We start from the raw sequence: 20,463 nt of genomic DNA on the forward strand, positions 1-20,463 counted from the left end.
ACAAGAGTTATCTAAAGGGGTGATGATATGATTTCGGCTGTTATTTTCGATATGGATGGAGTCCTGATTGAGGCAAAGGATTGGCACTACAATGCCTTGAACAAAGCACTCAACCTCTTTGGCTACAACATCAGTCGGCATGATCATTTGACTAGCTATGACGGCCTGCCTACGGCTCACAAGCTGAAGATGCTGACTGTTGAGCATGGGCTGCCCATGGTTCTTCATCCGTTCATCAACGAGATGAAACAGGCTTATACGATGGAAATCGTCTACGCCCAGTGTAAGCCCACATTCATTCACCAGTACGCTCTATCTTCGTTAAAAAACCAGGGCTATAAACTTGCGGTGGCATCAAACTCAATTCGCAATACAGTCGAGGTGATGATGGAGAAGTCTTGCCTCAGTCAGTATCTGGACTTAAAACTGTCCAACCAAGATGTGGCCAAAGGTAAGCCAGCGCCCGATATCTATATCAAGGCCATACATGATCTTGGGCTGCAGCCTGAGCAATGCTTGATCGTTGAGGATAACGAGAATGGTATTCGCGCTGCTTGTGCGTCGGGGGCTCATGTCTTAGAGGTCGCTGAAACCACTGACGTGAATTTGGAGAACATTCTCAATAAAATAGCAGAAATAAACGCCCTGTGTAATGCCAAGGAGAGTGCCCAATGAGCAAGAAACTCAATATTGTCATTCTGGCCGGGAAGACTGACGAGTCTTGCCAAGAAGGTGATTTCCCTTACTACCTGTCTGAGTCTGATGGCGTTCCACTTATCCAGGCGCTTATCGAAAAGAGTGCTTCCCTGAATCCCAGCAAAACTATCTGCATGCTGCCCAATTCGGATGTGAGCAAGTATCACCTGCGTAATATGGTCTCTCAGATGCACCCGGCAGCAGTTGCTCACCCTGTACACGAGGCGACTAAGGGGGCGGCCTGTACAGCGTTGCTGGCGAGCGAAGTCATTGATAACGATGCAGAGCTTGTGATTATCAGCGCAAACGAAATTCTTGATGAGCCCTTCGAAAGGATTGTCAACGAATTCCGTAGCCAGGGCCGCGACGCCGGCGTGGTTATTTTCAGATCCTTGCACCCTCGTTATGCCTTTGTACGCCTTACTGATACCGGTGATGTGGTCGAGGCTGCCGAAAAGAACCCGATCAGTCCTCATGCTGTTGCTGGAATGTACTGGTTCAAAAGTGGGGCAATGTTCGTCGAGGCGGTGAAAAACATGATCCGCAAAGACGCAAAGGTAAATGACGTCTTCTATATCGCCCCCGCGCTGAACGAACTGGTCCTCCTGCACAAGAAAGTCGGTGCATACCGTGTTGAGGCATCTCAGTACCGCCCGCTGAAAAGCGCGTCGCAAATCTACGCTTATGAAGTTCAAGGGGGGCGGTCATGAATACTGCGCACTTAGGCAATATGATCAAAGGCTGGTTTGTCGGTGGCTTCAAGCCGACCGCTTTTAGCACCGAAGCGTGCGAGGTCGGGGTTAAAGTCTACAAAGCGGGGGATAGTGAGGTCGCTCACTACCACAAGATCGCTACAGAGATCACCCTGATCTTATCCGGCAGCGTTTCCATGTGCGGTCAGACTTGGACTGAGGGGGATATCATTACTCTTGAGCCGGGGGATGTTACCGCCTTCGAGGCCCTTACCGATGCCACAACGGTTGTGGTCAAGGTGCCTGGTGCTCTTAACGATAAATATGTTGTTGACGAGTAATCGATGAAAACCACTCTTCTCAAGCATCACCGATCACTCGGCTATCTCACCACGCCTAAGCTCATGGAGCTCCCAGGCGAGCTTCAGTTGCCGCACGAATGTTCGACCTTGGTCACCTTTAGAGGTGGAGGGAAGACAAAGCCCAGTGAAGTGATTAGAAACCTGCACGCCGCTGTGCGTCCGGTCAGCATGTTTGGAGGAGGGTCATACTGTTTCTTTGGCATCCAGAGCGACTCCCCGCTTGCACCCCTTTTGCTCTGGGACGGTGCTCACTTCCTCGAGGTCGGGCAAAAACTGACCGTCTTCGAAGACACCGCAATTCCGTGTTACCTGGACAGGGAATATTTCAGGTCCGCCCTTGTTGCTGTGTCGCGCACTCCTACTACAGTGACCTACGAGAAAGTCGCCAAGCTGGCCGCTGAGACTGACGACGACCTCGACAGCTGGACATTCGGTATTCCAGTAGGGCCTGAGGATGCCACTGTGCTGAACGCTGTGGTTAAACGCATCCTGGAAATCGACATCCCCAACAAGGAAATCATTCTCTGTGGTTCACCGGGCGAAAACTTCGCCTACTTCGATCAGGTTCGTATTGTCGGTGAGGATATCACTGCCCCGCCAGTACAAATCTGCAAGAAAAAAAATCGCCTGGCGCTTGAGGCCAAGTACAACAACCTGGTCATTCTCCATGACCGGGTGTTCCTGCCCAAGCATTTCGGGGAAATGGTTCGGCGTTTTGGCCCGCGCTACCCTCTGATGACGCTGCAGAGCATGTTTTTCGATAATCGTATGTCAATGCACCCGCGGCGCTATTCCGATTACCATCTGGCGATGGGCGAAATTTCTCGTGGCCTACAGGGGTTGCATCGGACCTCTGGCGCGGCGGTATCCATTGCACCTTCGATATTCACCGAAGTCGAGCGCACAGGCTTCTGCTTCGCCAATCCTATGCGTTTTACCAACGATTTAAGCTACCCCACTGGTAGTCTCTATGTGTGCCGCAAAGAGGTCTGGAATGCCTTTCCGCTGGATGAAGCGCTCTTCTGGGTGGAGTTCGAGGACATTGAGTTGGGCACTCGTGCAGGAAAAGCAGGTGTGCCGAGCCGGGTGAATCCGTTCGGGATTAGTCAGTCTGTCACATCTAGGGCGCTGTTTGGTGTGCGCATGCCCATTGAAAAGGTGAATGGAAAGCTGGGCTATACTTTTCCGAATTTCTTCTCGATGCTGAGCAAGAAACCTCTGTTAAAGTTATCTACTGTTTTGGCGCTTAGAAAATTGCGCACCTTTGCCAATAAGTATGTCGCTAATCACGAAGGTTTTAGTATTCCGACAGGGGCAAGGAGCATATCGGCCAGTGACTGGGTGAGACTGCTCAATCTCGTTGTTCAGCAGTCCACCTTCGGTAATGATATTGAATCGGTTCGTGAGTTCATCGCGGATTACGAGAAGTTAGTTCTGCTCGATCAGTTATCGAATAACGAGCAGGAAGCCATCATCCATCAGTTCCTTCTTGATCCAGTTGCTGCCAAAGAAAAACTGATCATCAGCAGCCGTGCAATTCGCTGGATGCTCTACCAGCGACCTTATGAGAGCTGGTTCTATGAGAACTTGGCGGACTACTTTCATCACAACTGGCTTTCGTTGCCAGGTATCGTTGTTTCCGCTGTCAGAGCTTATACTGGCAATGGCAAGGTTTTCTATTTCGAAAGCTTATCGGCAGCCGTGAAGGCTATCTATAATTCGACCCCCTTCCGTTCGTATATCGAGAGAGCCAAGTGAAAATCTACGTTGTATCAAACGCAGTTCACGAAGCTAGCGACCTGTTCGTAAAACAGCTCGCCCGAATGGTGGTTCAGCCAAGTAAGGCGTTTCCAGTGATCGTGGTAGATGATCGTTGTAATCTCGATCAGCTTTCCATCGATGATGTTCCTGTGGCGTGCACCTCATACTGCCTTGAAAGCTTTCTCTATGCCAGATATAGCATCGAAGACGGCTTGGTGCTAGTTGATGTCAATGAGGTCGCGAACAGGCTCAATACGCTGTCCACGGAATGGGTGTGCTTCATGTTAGGCCAGAGTGATCTAGCGACAGGCATTGATTTTGTGCGCAAGCTGGCTCGATATAACTATATGACGCCAAAGCTGCGTAATAAAAATGTCGTTTTCTCGGTGCCGGAAATGTATCTCGCATTCTTTGCTCGAACACTGAATGAATCATTCAATAATCTTCCTAGCAGTCACACGGTGTTGGCACGGTCCGGCTCGCTCAGGAGATTGTTTTTATCCATTAGAATCGAAAGGCTACTTCTGGGTTTTCTTGTGTTCGCTAAACCGGTAATTAGAGTGAGGCGAGTGCTATTACTTATGTATAGGCGGCTCAGGAAAAGCGCAAAGTGATCTAGGGTCAGTGCTGCTTACGATTTGGTTTGGGTTGTCAGCTCATCGGAGCGATAGCTCTCGGTGTGGAGATTAATAAGTCGCGAGGGCGTTCTCTCTCATGAGTGTGGTCTCGACTTTTTTGGCTTTAGATATTTATTGTTCCGTAGTGAGATATTGCATAAGGTCCATAAGGCGCCGGTGAGTTTTTGATTTTATGATTTGTGCTGTCGTCATCTAGCGCTTGTCACTCTCTCTCCATTGCTTTTGTTCATGGGTAAGTTTGTCGGTGTTGGAGCTAAATGTTTTGATCGATCTACGTGCGATGGAAAGTAATTCTCTGTGGGTCTTGTAAGAAAATTACTCAAGCTATTAACGATTTATGCGGATATGAGTCTGCGTGCTATTAAAGGCTACTTTCTCCGGTCGGTAACCCTGAGTGCTTTCTGGGGTTGGCTGATGCTATTTAATTGCACTGTTGAGAGCTATAATTCAGCCTGGCTGAATGTTTTTTGTTTTGTAAGGGGGCTTGTGTTTGAACAGGTCGTGGGCAGGTTGAGGCGAAGCATCATACATGGATGTTGAGTTAGGTTCTGATTGAAGTGTTCTTTGATTTTTTGTGTCTCTCCTTATCGATCATTTGAGGCCTTCCAGTGATAAGCGAAAAATGGATTTACTATCTATATGTCTTAGAGTTTCGCGCATTGCTTAACACTGATATATCGATTGTGGGAGCTCGACAACGCTCTACGAAGGACCTGTGTTGACACAAAACTAAGCCCTGCACAGAGGTCCACCTCAGGGAACTGTGCGGGTCGGAGATTGCGTTCAGCTTGCTGGGTTTTCTGGCTTTGTAAAATTGGCCTTGGTCAATGCCTTGGATGTTCAGCCTGCCTAAAGGGGGGACGAGACGTTTCTACTGGATAGTGATAACCTTCATCGAGAGTTATGTAATGACTTTGGAGTGTGCGAACCCGGCCGTAGTGAGAACATCCGATGAGCGGGTGAGGTTGCCAGTAGATGGTCGAGTCTGGCCTCATTTCTCTCTGCTTTTTATTTTTTCCTGCGAGTGGGATAGAAGCATCGCACGCAGATTATTTAGCGAGTTAAAAGTTATTTAGCTCTATATGGCTAAGAATAATATGGTATATGGGGCGGTATCACTAAAAAATTTATCAAAAAGTGTTCGGAAAGGAACTGTCACCAACTTTTCCGGCATTGACTCACTCTACGAGTAGCCTTTACGCCTTGTGTTGAAGGTTGACAAAAATACGCAGTATGTCGACACAGATTCGAGCAACTGTTTTCCCTTATCCAAGTCGAGGCCTGACGACATGCAGTCAAGACTGACACCAGTTCCTTCTGAGCAGATTTCAGTAGTTATTCAAGGCCCTCTGTACCGAGCGTTGGCCCCAGCCAGGGGGATAGAAGCATGTATTTCATCGGTTCGAGCGCATTTGCCCCACGCGGAAATCATTATCTCCACATGGGCTGACGAGGATCTGAGTGGGATTGATGTCGATTTAGTCGTGACACCCACTGATCCGGGCGTCTTGGTCGATTTCAACGGCAACCGACACAACACCAATCGGCAGATCGTATCTACGCTTACCGGGATACAAGCATCTTCTCGTAAGTACACCCTCAAGTTGCGATCTGATCTCGTTTTATCTGGCTCACAGATTGCTGTGCTCGGTGACTACGACGCTACAGTGCCCCCTGCTGACCGCCTATTAAACCAGCCCATCACTCTTACGACGCTGTTCATTCGTAACCCCGCAAAGGTGCCACTGCTGTTTCACCTCTCAGACCTAGTTCAGTTTGGCGCCCGCGAAGACATGCTTAGGTTTTGGGATCAAACTCTCAAGCTTCAGCATGAGGTGTTCAACACGGAGCCTTACAGAAACCCCATTGGGAATTATGTCGGTTACAGCGCAATGCGGAGTACCCCGGAGCAATGCCTGATGCTCGGCCTCATGTCTAAGAAAGGCTATGACATTCAGCTGAAAACCCCGGGGGAAATTTCCCCCGAGCTTGTGAGACTGTCGGAAAAATTGTTGGCCGAGAACTTCACCGTGCTCGATTGGGAGTCCTGCGAGGTAGATTTCCCTGAGCGCTTCCGTAAAACCGGATACTCGCTGAAAACGATCTACAAGGCGAGTGAACTGGCCGACGTAGGGAGGTTGAGTCCAAAAGAGCGGCAGAGTCGCTACAGGCGGATCTGGCTGAACAAATACGTTTTCAATTACGGCCGACTAGCCTGGTGGATTGCGTTGATCTCGATCATTCTGACCTTGGTGTCACCTAGCATCGCCAAGTCTGCGCGGGCGAGAATGCGTAGATTGAGGGGACTTGAGCATCCAAATAAGGACAGAGTTTGAGAGGCTGACTTAAAGCTTCTGTGTAGTGCAGCGTAGCCGAACCAGTTCTGCACCAGATGGACGCGCAGCATCGCCATCAACGGATAGGTCGGACGGCCGCCTTCGTCCTTGGGGTAGTGCGGCCCGATCAGGGCAATCAAATTTTTCCACGGCACCACCTGATCCATCTCGATAAGGAACAGCTCCTTGCGGGTTTGCTTACGCTTGCCGGCGTACTCGGCATCGGTGAAAGTCATCTGCCTCATCGGGAAACTCGGGCAACGGGGTCGGCTTATTTCACCAGAAACGGGAAGTCTTCTTCAGGGCTTCCTTAGGCCCCAACAAAGTTTGGGTCACTGACATCACCTACATTCGTACATACGAGGGCAGGTTGTATTTGGCTGTGGTGCTGGATCTGTTTTTTCGTCAGATTGTTGGCTGGTTAATGAAGTTGCAGATGACCAGTGACTTGGCTATTGATGCGTTATTGATGGCGGTTTGGAGGCGTAAACCGAAACAGGAGGTGATGGTTCACTCCGACCAGGGCAGCCAATACAGCAGCTCCGATTGGCGCAGCTTTTTGAAGACGAACAATTTAGTTGCCAGCATGAGTCGCCGAGGTAACTGCCATTATAACGCCGTGGCTGAGAGCTTTTTCCAGCTTCTAAAGCTGGAACGGATCAAGCGGAAAATCTACACCACATGGCAAGATGCTCGCAGCGATGTGTTCGATTACATCGAGGTATTCTACAATACAAAACGCTGGCATGCTTTCAACAATCAGCTGTCACCGATAGAGTTTGAAAAGCGTTACGCAATGACCTTGTAAGGTGTCTAGAGCCCCCGGGGCGATTCAGTTGCCAGCGCAGGCGACGAAGCTCGGCGCTCTCGCCGCGCTGCTTGCCATTACCCGGAAAGGCATCATCTTGCTGTTCGTACTGGCACTTCCATTTACCCACCAGACTTTCAGCGATGCCCAGTGTCTCGGCTAAATGACGAAGCGAAGTACCAGCAAGCACTTGGCCTAGTGCCTGGCGTTTGAGGGATTCGGGAAAACGTTGTCTGGGCATTATCCACCTAAAGCCCGTGTCCACTCAGACCGGGACTGCCCGTGCCGACAGTTGCTGACGAATGCAGAATAATAGTCGCCGCAAGGTCATCGTGGCAGCCAGAAGTACTGAAATGGGCGGGCAACCTGATCATTCCTGATCAGGTTGCAACTTTCAAAAAACGGCGGAGGCTGAAGTCGGGCCGAGATAGCCCTGTATTTCAGACCATCCTTAGCCGAGAAAGTGATAGCAATACGCCCGCTCTCCAATACCGAACATTTACTCGATGCGTACTTCTGCCACCAGTTGCTTCGAAGCATTGATCTGAACAGCCACGGCTACGGCCAAGGATGTGTCAAACGTGCCCCACACATGTGTCCACCATGTCTCCGGCCCGTACAATATTCCCAGCGACTTTCCGGCGCTCTACTACTGTATATGGCCTACACGAGCAAATCTTAAGTCCCAATCTGCTCCCCGCCTCACAACATACGCCTAACAGATCCTAGCTTCTCGTAAGCGTAATGCAATATTGAATCTAAAGAAACTGCGCCCTCAAGAAGGCCATAGGTTCCATTTGAGAATTTTTTATAATCCTTGAGCCATACAATGTGGCGATATAAACCATGCCACTCATCATTACTGAGTCGCCATTGTTTAAACTCGTATTTTGGCATATCAAAACGCCACTGCCCCTGATCAATGGATATGAAGTTATTTGCAAAAATACTTTCAGAAAGAAGTGCAAGAGACTCGACATTGTCATTCTTGTGCTTGAAGTCAATCTGCATAAATTTCTTTACAAATTGCAGAAATATCCACTGTTCTGGAGGATGGCGCCAAACATGCTCTGGCCAAGGATCTCCTGTTAGCTCGTGAAATCTACCATCAAAATATTGCTGGTCACTTTCAGTCTTTAGTGGGATATCAAAAAGAGAATAGATATCTTTGCGCAAGCCAAAATAAATCCAGTCACCCGGATGAAATACTACCGGCTTACGCTTACTTGCACCGTAATATTTTCTGGAATAGCATGCCGGAACCAAAACTCTTTCAGAAAAAAGAGAGTGCTGGGGGTTTCTACAAGGGAATTTCTTGTAAAAATTTAGAAAATTATTTGATCGCAACACAATATCACTTCTTATCTTTAAGATATACTCCCTGTCACAAGCATTAATTCCGCTAAACGTTGAGACTATTTGCCTGTTTGTATTGTCCATCATATTCTGATGAACATGCGAAACTAGGCCCCCCGGATCATTATTGAGAACAGCCTTATCAAACAATGAATCGCTAAAGCCAGGATCTGACCACGTAGAAATAACAACTTGTGCATCAGGCAGGTAAGTCTTTATTGATTTCAAGCATAAATTCGTGAGCTCTGGAACAATAGGGCCCTGAACTACGACACTTATATTTCCTGAATTTATCGGAGATGCTTTCATAGAAGACTCTTAGGGTAGTTCTGCAAAATTTGCCAACCTAGCTGGCAGTTGTGAGGCAATATCTGCCTGGTATAGATCAGCCTGAGTTACAAGCAGACTCGAGCGCAGGAGCAAGAGGGCGCGCAAGCGCAAGTTTCTCGATGAAATGAACCGGGTTGTACCCTTGTCTGAGCGAGTCGCACTGATTAGCCACATGCTTCAGAGCGCAGCGTCAAGGGCGTTCGCCCTGTATTTTCTTTGGATAACGCACTTATCATCTATTCTTTGCAGCCGTAATTCAACCTGTCGGGCTCTGCGATGAAAGAGGTGTTGTACGACACGCCGATGTTTCGCTAGTGTTCTGTCTCAAAAATATACTTCTCATTTGAACTACTCTTCCATGGTCCGTCTCGACCCGGATTAGGGATGGTCTGAAGTAGTCCGATATTTTTGACCGACTTCCGCAACTGCCGTTTTTGAAAGCCGGGAGTCGATCTAAAACGACCAAATCACCCGCTCACTTCTGTGTTTTTAGCCGCCGCAAACACCTCGCGACGGCTAACAACTGCATCACAGGCACATCTCTCCCGTATTCGTCAGCAGGTGCCGGCGCGCCATCCACAGATTTGAAAGAGCGAATAGCGTGACCAACTGCGCGGTATTTTTTACCAGCCCACGGAAGCGAACCTTGGTGTAGCCGAACTGGCGCTTGATCACACGAAACGAGTGCTCGACCTTGGCGCGCGTCTGCGCCTTGGCTCTCTCGATCTTGCGCTTCATTCGGTACAACAGGCTGCGTTTTTCGTGCTTCTTGTAGGTGCTGCGACGCGCCGCAATCTGCCAGATGACTTGGCTTCCTTCGTGCTCGGGCCGCTTCTCCACCCCGGTGTAGCCAGCATCGGCATGCACCGCCTTCTCTTTGCCATGCAGCAGTCGGTCGACTTGAGTGACGTCCGCCGCGTTGGCCGCTGTGCCTACCACGCTATGCACCAAGCCGGACTCGGCATCCACGCCGATATGGGCCTTCATGCCAAAGTAATACTGGTTTCCTTTCTTCGTCTGGTGCATTTCCGGGGCGCGTTTACCGTCCTGATTCTTGGTCGAACTCGGCGCGTGGATCAGCGTGGCATCGACGATAGTACCTTGGCGCAGCGACAAATCTCGGTCGCCGAGATAGCCATTGATGACGGCCAGGATGCCGGCTGCCAGCTCATGTTTTTCCAGCAGGCGACGGAAGTTGAGAATGGTGGTTTCGTCGGGAATGCGCCCCAGGCGCAGGCCGGCGAATTGGCGCAGGATGGTGGTCTCGTACAGTGCCTCTTCCATCGCCGGATCGCTGTAGCCGAACCAGTTCTGCATCAGATGGACGCGCAGCATCGCCATCAACGGATAGGCCGGACGGCCGCCTTCGCCTTTGGGGTAGTGCGGCTCGATCAGGGTAATCAAACCTTTCCACGGCACCACCTGATCCACCTCGATCAGGAACAGCTCCTTGCGGGTTTGCTTAGGCTTGCCGGCGTACTCGGCATCGGTGAAAGTCATCTGCTTTATCGGGAAACTCGGGCAACGGGGGCGGCGTATTTCACCAGAAACGGGAAGTCTTCTTCAGAATTTCCCTAACGGAAGCTGCCGCACAGCGCATTGCCCTGATAGCTGTGCATAAGAGGGGCGAGGAACATGAAGGGGCCGCAGGCGTAGAAGTCCGAGTCGATCTTCTGGCTTGAGTACAGCAGCGGGCTTTCCACGCCGTCGATGTCTTTGCCATAGAAGGCGGCTTTGTCATAGGACTCGCACACAGGCAGTTTCAGGGGAATGGGCACTATCACCGCCCAGAGGGTGGTACCGCACCATTGCCGCTGGGGCGCGGTCTGTTCCGTGCGGGTGATGACCGGGAGCCTGGAGTGCTCAATGAGCTGCTGATGGGCGGCGGTTTTCGACTCTTGCTTGACTGGCATGTCGACCCAGGCACCGACGCAGCCACCCAGGCCAAGCAGAAGGGGCAGCAGTGCTGCCTTCAGGACAGGCCCGATTGGCTTGAAGGCTTTGTGCTTTAGGGTGAGCGGGGCTCTGGGCTTGACTGAATCGTGCATCCTGCACCTGCCGTTGGAATAAAGGAGTATCCGGATTTCAGGCATTAAAAAGCCGGCTTGTGGCCGGCTTCTCGGGGACTGGCTTGGTTCATTTTTGGTAAACCGCACCAGCCTTCAAAACGTACACCCAGCTCTTGCGGCTGGCTGTGGGACTGGGCGGGAAAGTCATCCGCTTCGTCGGGCGATCTGACCGCAGAAAGGGTCGATGCGCAAATGTGGGGCGCAGCATACGCAGGTTCGCCGGGAATTCCCAGTGCAAAGCGCGATCCAGAGGCCTTGAGGGTGAAAATAGTGCGTGGGAATGTGTTGCGCGATGCGTATTTGGTGCAAGCCCGTTCGCCGGCAAGCCGGTTGCTGCGGGAAATCGCGGGCACAAAAAAGCCCCGATCACTCGGGGCTTTCTCTTGAAGCTTGTCGCTCGAAGCCTGCAGCTGCTTCTCAGCCTTTATAGGCCGCGACCGACTTCAGGATCTCGGCACGGGCCGCGTCAGCGTTGCCCCAACCGTCGATCTTCACCCACTTGCCTTTTTCGAGGTCTTTGTAGTTCTCGAAGAAGTGCTTGATCTGTTCCAGCAGCAGGGCTGGCAGGTCGGTGTATTCCTTCACGTCGACGTACAGCTGGGACAGCTTGTCGTGAGGAACCGCGATCACTTTGGCATCGCCGCCGCCGTCGTCGGTCATGTTCAGGATGCCCACTGGACGGGCGCGGATTACCGAGCCTGGCGCTACTGGGTAAGGGGTCACGACCAGCACGTCGAGGGGGTCGCCGTCGTCAGCCAGGGTGTTGGGGATGAAGCCGTAGTTGGCCGGGTAGAACATGGGGGTGGCCATGAAACGGTCAACGAACAGGCAGTCGCTGTCTTTGTCGATTTCGTACTTGATCGGCGCGTGGTTGGCCGGGATTTCGATAGCGACGTAGATGTCGTTCGGCAGGTCTTTGCCCGCCGGAATCTTGCTGTAGCTCATTGGGCGTTGCCCCCGTTAGTTGACCAAATGACTTGGCCGGATTGACCAAAAAGTGGCGGCGATTATAGACACACTCCGCTACCGATGCCACGTGCCAAGGGTCGTAGAACCTTGGTTGTACTGTCGCGCAGAGCGGTTCGGCTGTACCGCGCGACCGGTGGTTTTACCATCGGTCGCCAGGCGGGGAAGTTGTCTTTCAACCGGCCTGCAGATGAACAACGTAATAGCGCGACAGGAACTTAGTGGTGCGTTTGATAGACCGGGTCTTCAGCCTGAAGTTGCTGTAGCCGGGCCAGGGGATTCTGCCGATAAAACAGCTGCAACTGTGCATAGACTTTCGGATAGGCCGCCACCAGCAAGTCCGGGGCGCTGAAGAAGTATTCGCTGGTGACGGCGAAGAACTCGGCCGGGTTTTCCGCTGCGTAGGGATCGATGGCGGTTTCGGCGTCCGGGTCCTGGTCGAGCTGGCGGTTGAGGTCGTCGTAGGCGTTCTGCATCACTTGCGCCCAGTCGCTGACTCGCATGTCGCTGTGCAGTGGGGGCAGGCCATTGGCGTCGCCATTGAGCATGTCCAGCTTGTGGGCCAGTTCGTGGATCACCAGGTTGTAGGCTTCCCAGCCGCCGCTGGCTTGCACCCCGGGCCAGGCAAGGATGATCGGTCCCTGTTGCCAGGCTTCGCCACTGTGCTCGCCATCCCACTCATGCTCGATACCGCTGGCATCGCGGTGGCGCTGGGGGCTGAGGAAGTCGTCGGGGTAAAGGATGATTTCGTGGAAGCCCTGGTACCAGTTCAGGTCGCCCAGGTGCAGCAGCGGCAGTTGCGCCTGGGCCGCCAGCAGCAGGCGCTGTTCCTGATGCAGTTCCACGCCGGGCAGGGTAGTGAGGTGCTTGTCGTCCAGGAACAGCACGCTGGCTTCGCGTAGCCACTGGTCCTCGGCGGCGCTGATGCCGTCGAGGAACGGTAGTTGCTGGCGTACCCGCTGCCAGGTGTCATCGCTGACCGGATGCTTGGCCAGCCGGCGCTTGCGGCGCCAGGCGCTGAGGGACCACATAAGGTTTAGCGGGTTTCGACTTTTTCAGCACTGCGGGCCAAGCGGCTGCGCAGCACGCCAATGATCATCGGTACCAGGGACAGGAGGATGATGGCGACCACCAGCAACGAAAGGTTTTTCTTGATGAACGGCACGTTGCCGAAGAAGTAGCCCAGGGTCACCAGGCCGCCGACCCAGAGGATGGTGCCGGCCACGCTGAAGGCAAAGAACCGCGGGTAGGGCATGCGGGCCACGCCGGCGACGAAGGGCGCGAAGGTGCGGATGATCGGCAGGAAGCGGGCCAGGGTCACGGTCTTGCCACCGTGTTTCTCATAGAAGTCGTGGGTTTTCTGCAGGTAGTCGCGGCGGAAGATCTTCGAGTTGGGGTTGCTGAACAGGCGTTCGCCCGCCGTGCGCCCGATCACGTAGTTGGTGCTGTCGCCAAGGATGGCCGCCAGCATCAGCAGGCCGCCCAGCAGCACCGGGTCCATGCCGCCGCCCGCAGCGACTGCACCGGCGATGAACAGCAGGGAGTCGCCCGGCAGGAACGGCGTCACCACCAGGCCGGTTTCGCAGAAAATCACCAGGAACAGGATGGCGTAGATCCAGGGCCCGTAGTTGGTCACCAGCATGTCGAGGTAAACATCGAGATGAAGGATTAGGTCGATCGGGTTGAAATCCATGGGGGCACCTGTGGTGACAGCCTGGCTCTGCAGGCCTGTGCGATGACTCGAAGAAAGGGACTACAAGGGGGATGTAGCTTTTCTTACGATCCGAAAAGTTCGGCATTATAAAGGCTGACAGGTGAAATGCGCGTTCAGATTGTAGCCGGGCGTTTCGGTTTGCGAGGGGGAGCAAACGCAGAGGATTTGATGTTCGCCGCAGCTGATAAAGCGGCCCGGAGGCCGCTTTTTTGTGGGTCAGTCATCGCTCAGCGGCAATATGTAGTTCTTGAATTCGGTGTCTTCGCGAAACCCCATGGACTCATAGGTTTTCTGTGCCACAGCGTTGTTGCTGCTGGTGGAAACCCGCAGCCGCACGGCATTGGATTCCTTGGCCATTTTCTTCGCGGTGCGCATCAGGTTGTCGGCCACCAGCTGGCGGCGGGCGTCTTCGGCGACGTAGATGTCGTTGAGAATCCACACGCGCTTGAGGGACAGCGAAGAAAAACTCGGGTACAGCTGGCAAAAGCCCAGCAACTTGCTGCTGTCATCATCGGCCAGGGCCAGGTAGATCACCGATTCCTTGCGTCGCAGGCGCTTTTCCAGAAAGGCCCGGGACGAGTCCGGATAAGGCAGGGCGCCATAGAATTCACGGTATTTGACGAAAAGCGGGGTCAACAGATCCAGGTGCTCGAGGGTTGCTTGAGTAATCCGCATGGGTAGCTCTCAACTTCAAGTGGATGTGACGGCACAGGTTGGATGACTCGGGCAGCCGTGTCCCGATGCTGCCCAAAGCGCTGAAAAAGCGCAATCGTCTTGCAACGTCACGCTTGAGGTGGGTCCAACAGGAAATTGCCCTTCATATTCGCCGGAGAATCGCTGTCCAGGGTCTGTATCTGTGCCTCGTCCTTGAGATTCACCCCCGACAGTTGCCGACGGCAGGCTTCGCGCATCAGGTACAGCAGGCGGTGGGCGGCCATGCCGTAGCTCAGGCCCTCCAGGCGCACGTTGGAGATGCAGTTGCGGTAGGCGTCGGTCAGGCCGACTTTTGGCTGATAGGTGAAATACAGCCCCAGGCTGTCGGGCGAGCTGAGGCCGGGGCGCTCGCCGATCAGGATCACGGTCATCTTGGCCCCTAGCAACTCGCCGATTTCGTCGGCCACCGCCACCCGGCCTTGCTCCACCAGGATCACCGGCGACAGCGACCAGCCCTCGGCGGCGGTCTGCTCTTCCATGCGCGCCAGGAATGGCAGGGTGTGGCGATGCACCGCCAGCGCCGACAAGCCGTCCGCCACCACCACCGCCAGGTCGACCCCGCCGGGATGGGCACTGGCGTAGTCGCGCAGGCTCTGGGCCGATTCATCACTGAGTCGGCGCCCCAGATCGGGGCGTTGCAGGTAACTGTGGCGATCCGTGGCGGCGCTGTGCACCAGCAGGCTGTCACGGCCGCGCTCGGCCAATTGGGAGCGCAGGTTCGCGTGGTCGAAAGGCAGGTGCACCGCATCCCGGGCCTGGGCGTGGGCGAACTGGAAGTCCAGCTGGGCGCCGGTGGGCAGGCTGGTGCCGGTACGGCCCAGGGCAATGCGTGCCGGGGTCAGGCGGCGCAGCTCCAGCCAGGGGTTTTGCGAGTCGCTCGGATGTTTTTGCATGAGCCTGTTCCTTATCCCAACTGGGCCAGCGCCTGGCGGAACGCCGGCGGCAGGTTGTTGCCGAAATGCACCTTGCCATCGGCCTGGGTGAAGATGCCGGTCCTGGCCAGCCACTGCTCGAATTCGGGGGCGGGTTTCAGGCCGAGGGTCTGGCGGGCGTAGAGCGCGTCGTGGAAGGACGTGGTCTGGTAGTTGAGCATGATGTCGTCGGAGCCGGGGATGCCCATGATGAAGTTAATCCCGGCCACGCCCAGCAGGGTCAGCAGGGTGTCCATGTCGTCCTGGTCGGCCTCGGCGTGGTTGGTGTAGCAGATGTCGCAACCCATGGGCACGCCCAGCAGCTTGCCGCAGAAGTGATCTTCCAGCCCGGCGCGGATGATCTGCTTGCCGTTGTACAGGTATTCCGGGCCGATGAAGCCGACCACGGTGTTCACCAGGAACGGCTTGAAATGCCGGGCCACGGCGTAGGCGCGGGTCTCGCAGGTCTGCTGGTCGACGCCGAAGTGGGCGTTGGCCGACAGGGCGCTGCCCTGGCCGGTCTCGAAGTACATCAGGTTCTGCCCGAGGGTGCCGCGGTTCAGGCTCAGGCCCGCTTCGTAGCCCTCCTTGAGCACGTTGAGGTTGATGCCGAAACTGGCGTTGGCCGCTTCGGTGCCGGCAATCGACTGGAACACCAGGTCCAGGGGCACGCCGCGGTTGATGGCTTCGATGGAAGTGGTGACGTGGGTCAGCACGCAGGCCTGGGTCGGGATTTCGTAGCGCTGGATGATGGCGTCGAGCATTTCCAGCATGGCGCAGATCGAGGCGATGCTGTCGGTGGCCGGGTTGATGCCGATCATGGCGTCGCCGTTGCCGTACAGCAGGCCGTCGAGAATGCTTGCGGCAATGCCCGCCGGCTCATCGGTGGGGTGGTTGGGCTGCAGGCGGGTGGACAGGCGCCCGCGCAGGCCCAGGGTGCCGCGAAACTGTGTCACCACGCGAATCTTCTGCGCCACCAGGACCAGGTCCTGCACGCGCATGATCTTCGACACCGCGGCGGCCATCTCCGGGGTCAGGCCTGGGGCCAGGGCCCGCAGGCTCTGCTCGTCGGCGGCGTCGCTGAGCAGCCAGTCGCGAAAGCCGCCCACGGTCAGGTGGCTGACCGTGGCGAAGGCCTGTTTGTCATGGCTGTCGATGATCAGCCGGGTGACTTCGTCGGTTTCGTAGGGAATCAGCACCTCTTCGAGAAAGTGCTTCAAGGGGATGTCCGCCAGGGTCATCTGGGCGGCGACCCGCTCGCCGTCGTTGAGGGCGGCAACCCCGGCCAGAAAGTCGCCGGAACGGGCCGGGCTGGCCTTGGCCATGACGTCCTTGAGGCTGTCGAAGCGATAGGTCTGAGAACCTACGCTGTGGGAAAATTGGGCCATCTCAGTCTCCGTTTCAACGATATAGGGGCGTTGCCGAGTGCTGGCGGATCATCAGGATGCCACCTTCTTCAGCAGGTTTTCCAGGCGGTTGCCGGCAGCCCTGTGCTGGAGGATGGCAAAGGCCTTTTCCGCCACCAGGCTGCCGCCTTCCAGCGGTGGCAGGCCACCGCGGTAGATGTTCGAGATCACGGTGTATTCGTAGCGAATGTCCGGGTTGCCGCTGAACTGCGCGGCGGCGCGGCGGGCCTGGTCGTCCGGCAGGCGGTAGCCCAGGTAGGCGGACATGCTGCGCGAGGCCAGGGCATCACCGCCGGGGCGCTCGCCGATCAGCACGATGATCAGTTGCGGTTGCAGCGCTTCGCCCACCGATTCCGCCAGCTTGACCCGGCCATAGGGCGCGAGGATCGGCTGGCCGATGCGCAGCTCGCGGCTCTGCAGGCCATCCAGCAGCACCGGCAGCAGTTCGGGAATGTTGTGGTGGATGGCTTCGGCGCTGAGGCCGTCGGAAATCACGATCTGCACGTCGTTGTATTCCGGTTGCAGGCGCTGCAGCACCTCCTCGGTCAGCCGCGCGCCCAGCTCCGGGTCTTGCAGGTGAGCCAGCTTGTCCGGGGCCGCGGTGCGCAGCTCGCGCAGAGCAATGGCGGCGATTTCGGCGGGGCGCAGGTCGACGTAGATCGCTTCCCGGGCCACCGCCAGGTTGGCCCGCACCGTGCGCGACACCCTGTTGGCCGGCCGCGGGCCGGCGTTGTCGAAGCCGTAGGTGGCCGGGGTGGATTCCAGCAGGCGCAGGAAGTCGATGTCCGACGCGCAGAAGATCCTCGGATTGCCCCAGTTCGGCCCGCGCTCCACGTTGCCGTGGGCATCCTCCTTGAAAATCCCCTTGCCCAGGGCCCAGCGCAGGTATTCCGGGGCCGGTGCCAGGTCGTGGACTTCGCGCAGGGTCTGGTTGTCGTGGGCGCTGGTGTCAAAGTAGGCGAGCATGCGATCGGTGCTCAGGTACACGTCCATGAAGAAGTTGGCGCCGGCGGCGGTCAGCAGTTCGGTGGCCATCTGCTGGCCTTCCAGGGTCACCTGGGAGTGCAGGGTGTAGCAGGGCGCCATGCCCATGGGCAGCCCCAGCAGCTTGCCCATGAACTGGTCCTGCAGGCAGGAGTAGGTCATCTCGAAGTTGTCGAGGTGGGTTTCCGGGCCGATGAAGCCGGTGACGTTGTTCACCATGTACGGTCGATAACGCCGGGCCAGCCCGTAGCACAGGGCCTCGCAGGTGGCCATGTCGATGCCCTCGTGCTTGCCGTAGGTCAGCTCGCTGCCCTGGCCGGTCTCGAAGTACATGAAGTTTTCCGCCACCTCCCGCAGCGGGCCGCGCTCGGCCATGGTCTGCCAGGCCTGGTCGAGCAACTGCACGGTGACGTCGAATTCGTCGGTCAGGGTGCGTTCGGTGCCGGCCAGGCTCTGGAACATGATCTCCACCGGCGCGCCCTGGTCGAGGCAGGCCAGTTGGGTCTTGATGTGGGAGAGCACGCAGATCTGCGTCGGCGCCCCGGTTTCCCGGCGCAACTTGTCCAGGTGGTGCAGGGTGGCGCTGATGTTCTCCACAGTGTCGATGGCCGGATTGAGGCCGATCAACGCATCCCCCGAGCCCATGCTCAGCCCGGTGTAGACCAGCAAGGTGATGCCGCTGAGGTTGTCGGTGGGATGGTTGGGCTGCAACCGTGACGACAGGGTGCCGGGCAGGCCCACCAGGGTGCGGGCCTTGGCCGCCGCGCCGCTCTTGAGTTTTTTCGACAGCAGGATCAGCTCGTGCACATCCAGCAGCTTGGCCAGGGCCGCCGCCATCACCCCGGTCAGGGCCGTGCCGATACGGCGTATTTCGGTGCCGTGGCTGCGCAGCAGGCGATCTTTCAGGGCGCCCAGGGTCAGTGGGGCGATCTCGTCGAAGACGCCGTGGTCGATGTCGTAGTTGACCTGCATGACGCTGTCGATGCGCCCGTGGCGATCGGTCAGCGGATGCTGGAAGTAGTGATCCAGGGTCAGCTCGGAGAGCACCTTGCGCGCCGCCTCGCGGGTGATTTCATCAGCCGCCGCGAGCCCTGCCACCCGGTCGCCGGCCTTGCTGATGTCGGCGGCGCCGAGCACCGCCTTGAGGCTGCTGAAGGCGATCTCGCGATCCAGCACCCGGGTGCTGTAGCCACGCTCGGCCGGGACGGCGGGAAGGCGGATGTGCTGCAGTTCGGTGAGTGACATGGCAAGAGGCTCCTTGGCCGGCATCGGCATCAGTGCACGCCGTAAAAGGCGACGGGCACGATGTGCCGATGGGGTGTTCCCAGATTGATGAAATGCGCCGAACGCTCGCGCACTTCATCGATGACGATCAGGTTGCAAGAACTGCGCCCCCAATCCGTGGCGTAGTTGCCCAGGACCTTGCCGACGTTGCTTTCCAGCAACAGCACCAGCGGCCATTGAGGTTCGGGTTGGGCGGCGCCCAGGGCCCGGCACAGCAGGGCCCCCAGTTGGCGGATTTCCTCCAGGTCCGGCGCCTGGCCGCTATCGAGCAGTTGCAGGCAGGCACCGTCGCGGCTGCTCAAGGCCAGGGCCAGGGCGTCGTCCAGTTGTTGCCGTGAGGCGTTCATCGGCAGGCGGGCGACGATGGGCAGGTCCTTGAGCGGCAGCACTTCGGGCCGGGGCAGGAACAGGGTGCTGCCGGAGATTTCGGTGTTGTGCAGGGTCAGGCCGTAGACCGTGGCCCGGCCGCGGTTTTCCGGCTGCAGGTGGCCGGCATCCCGGACCAGTCGTGGGTGGCGGGCGATGGCCAGGGCCAGATCGATGCCCAGGTCGCCGTAATAGGTAATGCCCGGCATGGGTTCGCCTTGCAGGTGGCGATAGAGCAGTTCGCCCACACCACCGGAAAAGGTCAGGGCCGGGTGGGCGTTGTGTTCGGGGAGGATCAACGGCAGTTGCTCGGTCAGTTGCCCCAGCGGGCCGGCAAAGAAGGTGCGATCACCTTCGGCGATGGCGACCAGGGCGTCGACGTACCAGCTGACCACCGCATCCCGCTCCGGGTTGTCGAGCGGCTGGCCAACAGTCTTGTGGATCTGCAGGTGATCGAGCAGCGCCCGGCCGAATTCCGACAGCGCGCTGAGGCGATAACCACCCGGCTCGAACTGCAAGTGCCGGGCGCCGATGAAGTGGCAGCCGCTGGCCAGGACATTGCCGTCCAGGCCCCAGGCTGTGTTGGTGGTGCCGCCGCCGATATCCAGGTTGAGCAGCGGTTGCCCCGGATGACAGCGGCTCAGGGTCGAACAGCTGCCCATGAACGCCAGCCAGGACTCCAGCCCGCCGTCGTCGGCGCGGGAGACCAGTACGTTGCCGATCAGTTGCTCCACCCGTCGTGTCAGGGCCTGGGCGTTGTGCCGCCGCGCCGCCAGGCCGGTAATGATCACGCCGGCGGAAAACAGCTGTTCCGGGCGCACCCCGGCCTGCTCAAGCCAGCATTCGATCAGGCCCTGGATCGCCGCTTCATCGATGATCCGCTCCTTGAACGGGGTAAACACCGGCTCGCCGCGAAACAGCACCCGGGGTTCGTTGAGGGCCATGCGTCCGGTGACGCAATGGCTGCTCAGGCTGGCCTGGGCGATCAGCGCGCTGCTGGTGGTGGAGCCGAAGTCCAGCCCCAGCAGCAACACCGATGTGCCGCCCGTGATGGCTTGCATGCTGGCGTT

At 56.5% G+C, this 20,463-nt stretch carries 16 protein-coding genes and 3 pseudogenes; 7 read left to right on the forward strand and 12 right to left on the reverse strand.

Annotated features, from left to right (window positions below; genetic code table 11):
- The first annotated feature begins 27 nt into the window (after positions 1-27).
- Genes L1O02_RS03710 through L1O02_RS03730 form a run of 5 tightly spaced genes read left to right on the forward strand, consistent with a single transcriptional unit; the run spans position 28 to position 4,125 of the window.
- Complete coding sequence (locus L1O02_RS03710) at positions 28-675, forward strand: HAD family phosphatase (RefSeq protein WP_108546158.1); 648 nt, start codon at positions 28-30, stop codon at positions 673-675.
- The gene (locus L1O02_RS03715; protein ID WP_108546159.1) at positions 672-1,406 is read left to right on the forward strand and encodes a glycosyltransferase family 2 protein; all 735 of its coding nucleotides are present in this window, start codon (positions 672-674) and stop codon (positions 1,404-1,406) included. Before L1O02_RS03710 ends, L1O02_RS03715 begins: the two co-directional genes overlap by 4 nt.
- On the forward strand, positions 1,403-1,729 hold the full coding sequence (locus L1O02_RS03720; RefSeq protein ID WP_181321641.1) for a hypothetical protein: 327 nt from the start codon (positions 1,403-1,405) through the stop codon (positions 1,727-1,729). Before L1O02_RS03715 ends, L1O02_RS03720 begins: the two co-directional genes overlap by 4 nt.
- 3 nt (positions 1,730-1,732) lie before the next feature.
- Positions 1,733-3,508, forward strand: a complete 1,776-nt coding sequence (locus L1O02_RS03725; protein WP_235759551.1) for a hypothetical protein — start codon at positions 1,733-1,735, stop codon at positions 3,506-3,508.
- Positions 3,505-4,125, forward strand: coding sequence for a hypothetical protein (locus L1O02_RS03730; RefSeq protein ID WP_235759553.1), 621 nt, complete (start codon positions 3,505-3,507; stop codon positions 4,123-4,125). Before L1O02_RS03725 ends, L1O02_RS03730 begins: the two co-directional genes overlap by 4 nt.
- 2,389 nt (positions 4,126-6,514) lie before the next feature.
- Here the strand turns inward: L1O02_RS03730 and L1O02_RS03735 are convergent.
- Positions 6,515-6,730: pseudogene (locus L1O02_RS03735) on the reverse strand (IS5/IS1182 family transposase); the annotation flags it as partial.
- A gap of 71 nt (positions 6,731-6,801) precedes the next feature.
- Between L1O02_RS03735 and L1O02_RS03740 the strand changes: the two are divergent.
- Positions 6,802-7,293: pseudogene (locus L1O02_RS03740) on the forward strand (IS3 family transposase); the annotation flags it as partial.
- Between the two features lie 702 nt (positions 7,294-7,995).
- Here the strand turns inward: L1O02_RS03740 and L1O02_RS03745 are convergent.
- Positions 7,996-8,958, reverse strand: coding sequence for a WavE lipopolysaccharide synthesis family protein (locus L1O02_RS03745; protein WP_235759555.1), 963 nt, complete (start codon positions 8,956-8,958; stop codon positions 7,996-7,998).
- An 88-nt stretch (positions 8,959-9,046) separates the two neighbouring features.
- On the opposite strand from L1O02_RS03745, the pseudogene L1O02_RS03750 reads away from it, so the two are divergent.
- A pseudogene (locus tag L1O02_RS03750) lies at positions 9,047-9,231 on the forward strand (IS5/IS1182 family transposase); the annotation flags it as partial.
- A gap of 276 nt (positions 9,232-9,507) precedes the next feature.
- Here the strand turns inward: L1O02_RS03750 and L1O02_RS03755 are convergent.
- The 10 genes from L1O02_RS03755 to L1O02_RS03800 form a co-directional block, all read right to left on the reverse strand.
- A complete protein-coding gene (locus L1O02_RS03755) occupies positions 9,508-10,488 on the reverse strand; it encodes an IS5 family transposase (protein ID WP_235760233.1) in 981 nt (326 codons plus the stop codon).
- 65 nt (positions 10,489-10,553) lie between these two features.
- Positions 10,554-10,892: a hypothetical protein gene (locus tag L1O02_RS03760; RefSeq protein WP_235759557.1), complete on the reverse strand. Its 339-nt coding sequence runs from the start codon at positions 10,890-10,892 to the stop codon at positions 10,554-10,556.
- Between the two features lie 573 nt (positions 10,893-11,465).
- On the reverse strand, positions 11,466-11,993 hold the full coding sequence (gene ppa, locus L1O02_RS03765) for an inorganic diphosphatase (RefSeq protein WP_011063696.1): 528 nt from the start codon (positions 11,991-11,993) through the stop codon (positions 11,466-11,468).
- Between the two features lie 239 nt (positions 11,994-12,232).
- The gene (locus L1O02_RS03770) at positions 12,233-13,045 is read right to left on the reverse strand and encodes a M90 family metallopeptidase (protein ID WP_235759559.1); all 813 of its coding nucleotides are present in this window, start codon (positions 13,043-13,045) and stop codon (positions 12,233-12,235) included.
- Positions 13,046-13,050: 5 nt separating this feature from the next.
- Entirely contained in the window at positions 13,051-13,707 is a 657-nt protein-coding gene (locus L1O02_RS03775; protein WP_060841277.1) for a DedA family protein, read from the reverse strand.
- Positions 13,708-13,944: 237 nt separating this feature from the next.
- Positions 13,945-14,403 (reverse strand): GNAT family N-acetyltransferase, encoded by a 459-nt coding sequence (locus tag L1O02_RS03780; protein WP_016966085.1) that lies wholly within the window; start codon positions 14,401-14,403, stop codon positions 13,945-13,947.
- A 107-nt stretch (positions 14,404-14,510) separates the two neighbouring features.
- Positions 14,511-15,335, reverse strand: coding sequence for an ethanolamine ammonia-lyase subunit EutC (eutC, locus tag L1O02_RS03785; RefSeq protein WP_235759561.1), 825 nt, complete (start codon positions 15,333-15,335; stop codon positions 14,511-14,513).
- 11 nt (positions 15,336-15,346) lie between these two features.
- On the reverse strand, positions 15,347-16,741 hold the full coding sequence (locus L1O02_RS03790; RefSeq protein WP_060844739.1) for an ethanolamine ammonia-lyase subunit EutB: 1,395 nt from the start codon (positions 16,739-16,741) through the stop codon (positions 15,347-15,349).
- Between the two features lie 51 nt (positions 16,742-16,792).
- The gene (locus tag L1O02_RS03795; protein WP_235759563.1) at positions 16,793-18,988 is read right to left on the reverse strand and encodes an ethanolamine ammonia-lyase; all 2,196 of its coding nucleotides are present in this window, start codon (positions 18,986-18,988) and stop codon (positions 16,793-16,795) included.
- A gap of 29 nt (positions 18,989-19,017) precedes the next feature.
- Complete coding sequence (locus L1O02_RS03800) at positions 19,018-20,454, reverse strand: ethanolamine ammonia-lyase reactivating factor EutA (protein ID WP_235759565.1); 1,437 nt, start codon at positions 20,452-20,454, stop codon at positions 19,018-19,020.
- Positions 20,455-20,463 lie beyond the last annotated feature (9 nt).

The organism is Pseudomonas sp. BC42 (assembly GCF_021560055.1).
In the GTDB taxonomy this organism is placed as follows: Bacteria; Pseudomonadota; Gammaproteobacteria; order Pseudomonadales; family Pseudomonadaceae; genus Aquipseudomonas.